At 66.5% G+C, this 3,652-nt stretch carries 5 protein-coding genes; 4 read left to right on the forward strand and 1 reads right to left on the reverse strand.

Annotated features, from left to right (window positions below):
- On the reverse strand, positions 1–208 hold a 208-nt coding region (locus GXP34_00075), incomplete at its 3' end, for a helix-turn-helix transcriptional regulator (GenBank protein NOY54372.1).
- Positions 209–344: 136 nt separating this feature from the next.
- Between GXP34_00075 and GXP34_00080 the strand changes: the two genes are divergently transcribed.
- The 4 genes from GXP34_00080 to GXP34_00095 are packed head-to-tail and all read left to right on the forward strand — an operon-like array spanning position 345 to position 3,415.
- Positions 345–779: a helix-turn-helix domain-containing protein gene (locus GXP34_00080; GenBank protein ID NOY54373.1), complete on the forward strand. Its 435-nt coding sequence runs from the start codon at positions 345–347 to the stop codon at positions 777–779.
- Complete coding sequence (locus GXP34_00085) at positions 776–1,483, forward strand: hypothetical protein (GenBank protein NOY54374.1); 708 nt, start codon at positions 776–778, stop codon at positions 1,481–1,483. Before GXP34_00080 ends, GXP34_00085 begins: the two co-directional genes overlap by 4 nt.
- Positions 1,483–2,646, forward strand: a complete 1,164-nt coding sequence (locus tag GXP34_00090; protein ID NOY54375.1) for a DUF853 family protein — start codon at positions 1,483–1,485, stop codon at positions 2,644–2,646. The genes GXP34_00085 and GXP34_00090 overlap by 1 nt, the downstream gene beginning before the upstream one ends.
- Positions 2,647–2,695: 49 nt before the next feature.
- Positions 2,696–3,415 carry a M48 family metalloprotease gene (locus tag GXP34_00095; protein NOY54376.1) on the forward strand — a complete coding sequence of 240 codons (720 nt, stop codon included), beginning with the start codon at positions 2,696–2,698 and terminating at the stop codon, positions 3,413–3,415.
- Positions 3,416–3,652 lie beyond the last annotated feature (237 nt).

The following is a 3,652-nucleotide window of genomic DNA, read 5'->3' on the forward strand; positions in this document are numbered from 1 at the left end:
GGGCCAGCAGGCTCACCTCATTCACGGTGAACTGCCGATCCCGGCCGGCCCGCCCGGCAGTCTCGGCGTCGGACACCATCGAGAACGTCCAGAGCTTGTCGTCCCGCTCGCTCATCCGTTCGGCGAGTTCCGCCTGCGTCCAGCCTCGCTCGCGTCGGAGCCTGCGCATGTTCCAGGCGATGACCGCATTCGGCGTGAGACCGTCCATGGCTCCGAACGTATCACCGGACAGTGACAGATTCTGCAGGATGACCAATACGGCGGCTCAGGGGTGGACCCCGTCGTCGGGCCGTCGTACGGTCGAAGCCATGACCAGCAACACAACTCCGAGAAAACGACCGAGCATGCTCGTGGCGTGCGGTCAGGGAGAGCGGCTCCTCACGGTCGAGGAGGTCGCCGAATGGCTCGGCGGCACGATCTACGCCTGGCGGTACCGCAGCACCGGGCCGGCCAGCTACAAGGTCGGCCGCCACGTCCGGTTCCGCCAAGCCGACGTCGAGCAGTGGCTCGAGGCTCAGCGCACCGAACCGGTACAGCCGTCAATGCTTCGTCAACTCCTGGGCGTGTCGCCGGTCCGGAAGGTGGCCCGAACCGTGGTCCCACCGCATGCCGGACTTCGGTCCACAACCGACTCCCCATTGAGCTTGCCACGCCGGGGTTCCGCCACCCCTGGTGCGCAAGGCGCAAATCCCCGACCCCGCCCCCGCATCGTGCGTCGCCGGGGTCGGGGATTGGGGGTGTCGGAGATGAAGGTCAGAGGGAGGGGGAGACGGTGGTGAGTATGAGGTTGGTGGGGGTCGGTCAAGGTGTGGTTCGGGGGAAACGGAGAGATGCGGGGGAGATCCGGCTGACGGATCGGGACCTGTGGGCAATGCGGTGGATTGGAGAGCAGTATGCGATCCGGATGGATCAGCTCGGTGGTCTCCTTGGCTCGCAGGCGGGCGGTCAGACGAGTATCGAGGGTGTGCTCTCCGAACGGCGGACCCGACGGATCGTCGAACGATGGCGGCAGGCCGGATTCGTCGAGACGCGGAAGATCCTCTACGCCGAGCCTGGCTGGGTATGGCTGTCGCGTACCGGCCTGCGGGCTGTCGGCCTCCAGGTGAAGTACCTGATTCCCAGACCGATGTGGCTCTCGCACGTCTTCTGGTGTGCCGAGGTCCGCAGGCGCCTGGAAGCCGAGCACGGAGACATCGAGTGGAGATCCGATCGGCTACTGCACAACGGCGGTTCGACGGTGGAGCCGCATCACCTCCCCGACGCCGAGATCGTGCTTGACGGTGTGACCGTTGCGATCGAGGTGGAACTGACGCAGAAGCATCTGAAGCGTCTGGTGGACATCGTGGCCTGGCACCCCGAGGACTATCAGCGGATCCGCTACTACGTGTCGCCTGCAGCCGAGCGAGGTGTCGGGCGAGCGATCGAGAAGCTCACGCCGGAACGACAGCAGCGCTTCGACCTAATCCGTTTGGACGGCGCCTGATGCGGCTCCGCCGGCGACGGAGACCGCCGACGCCGCGACCGCCATCGATCCTGCTCGGCGAAGCGCAAGGCGGCGACCTGGCCGACTGGATTCACGACTGTTCCGTCTTCTACCCGGCCCCAGTCCTGGGGCGGCACCTCGTGGTGGTGGGAGGAACCGGCTCCGGGAAGACCGAGACACTACTCCGTCTCGCCTACGGCGCAGCAGCCGATCTGGGGTGGCAGGTCCTCTACCTCGACGCCAAGGGAGACCCCGCCAACGTCTCCCGATTCGTCAAGGCCATGGAGCACGCCGGAGTGGGACGAGTGAAGGTCTTCCCAGACGAGGCGTACGACGGCTGGCGGGGCGAACCTCTGGCGCTGCTCAACCGGCTGATGGCGGTCGAGGACTTCTCCGAGCCCTACTACCGGGCGACCACCAAGCTGCTGCTCGCCGAAGCGGTCAAACACCCGATCGGTCCACCTCGCTCGGCAGCCGACCTCGTCGACCGCCTGCGGGCAGGCAACCAGAGTCGGGAAGCGCAAGGAGCCGTCGCCCGCTACCGCGCGTTCTTCGAGGTGCTCGACGGGAAGCTCGACGGGGACTGGGCGTTCGAGGACGTCGGCGCGGCCTACCTGCTGCTCGACGGTCTCGCCCTCAAGGAGGAGGCGACGGGCTTAGGCCGGTTCCTGGTGGAGGACTTCTCCCACTACGTGGCTCGCCGCAAACCGATCGACCGCCGAGTGCTGCTCGTCGTCGACGAGTTCTCAGCCCTATCGATGGACGCCGACGCAGCCAACCTGTTCGAACGGGTCCGCAGCCTGGGAGCGGCGGTGATCGTCTCCAGCCAGTCGTACGCCGGCCTCGGCCACGGCGCCGACCGGATCCTCGACGCCGCGGCGGGACTGATCTGCCACCAGAGCGCCGACCCGGAACGCCTGGCGGCCCGTGCCGGCACCCGGCCCAGCATCGAACGGACGATCCAGGTCTCGACCGAGGACGGCCCCACCGGGTTGGGGAGCCTCCGCCAGCAGGACGCCTTCCGTGTCCATCCGGACAAGGTCCGCCAGCTCGACGTCGGGGAGTGCTTCGTGATCGCCCAAGGTCGGGCGGCACGCGTTTCTGTCACACCGCTGCGATTCGATAGGGGAGTGGAACCGACGACGGCGAGGAGGACACGATGATCACGACACCGCTCTACCTGCTCTGATACTCGAGCTTCCGAATGTCCTTGTGCGCTTCCTGATCGCCTACGGGATCGTCAGTCTTCTCGGTGCATCCGACGATCTTGCAATGGCCCTTGCCGGCGGGGTCGCGTTCCTTCCGCTGCTGCTGTCACTGGCGACCTTCTTGTTCGGTTTGCCCGGCGGATGGGGCCTCTACGGGGAGCTCGGTGCCCGGCGGCCGAGCCTGCGTGAGAAGGCGGTCTTCGAGCCAGTGCTGGCCAAGCTGCGCCGACGCGGTGGAAGGATGCCGAAGGCCTGGTTCGTCATCGACGACCCGGTGCCCAACGCTCAGACGTTGGGCAGGACCGTCTACGTCAACAGTGGGATGATCGGCCACCCGTCGCTCGAAGCAGCTCTCGCCCACGAATGTGGACACATCGAGACTCGAATCGGCGACAGGCTGCTCGCGCTCGTGCGTCTCGAGTTCCCCGGCCTGCGGGTTGTCCGCGTCTATATCGACAGTATCGGCTGGACGATTACAGCCAAGATCGTGAGGGTCGTCTCAGGCGGCGTCTCGTGGGAGCTTCCGATCCTTCGGTCCCTGTGGGCCGCGTACTTCCGTCGTGGCGAACACGCGGCCGACCGATACGCCAAGAGGCTCGGCCACTCGTTTGAGCTCGCTGAGTACCTCGACGTCTACGAACGGCCCCTCGACGGTGCGACGCCGTTCCGACGTGGCCGGTCACATCCCTACGCTGAGCAGCGGATCGGACGGCTTCTCAAGTGATGCCGCTTGGCGGGCTGATACCCCGACAGTCCCAGGGAGATCCTACGGAGTCCGACGACCCAGGAGGCGCCCTTCGGATTGGTTGCCGTCTGGCGTCTGGTCAGACGGTGTCGCGGGCGACCACGGTGTCGTAAAGGCCGTAGTGGGTGAGGCCAGGGTGCGAGTCGATGCCGGTGTAGGCGAGGCTGGAGTCTTCGTAGCGGCGGAACGCGAAGACAGCCTGGTTCATCTGCTCGG

This window comes from Actinomycetota bacterium (assembly GCA_013152275.1).
Classification (GTDB): domain Bacteria; phylum Actinomycetota; class Acidimicrobiia; order Spongiisociales; family UBA4744; genus BMS3Bbin01.

What these genes read in the sequence shown, in the direction of transcription:
- GXP34_00090 (NOY54375.1), top strand. Translation starts at nt 1,483, where the DNA reads ATGCGGCTCCGCCGGCGACGGAGACCGCCGACGCCGCGACCGCCATCG.
- GXP34_00080 (NOY54373.1), top strand. Translation starts at nt 345, where the DNA reads ATGCTCGTGGCGTGCGGTCAGGGAGAGCGGCTCCTCACGGTCGAGGAG.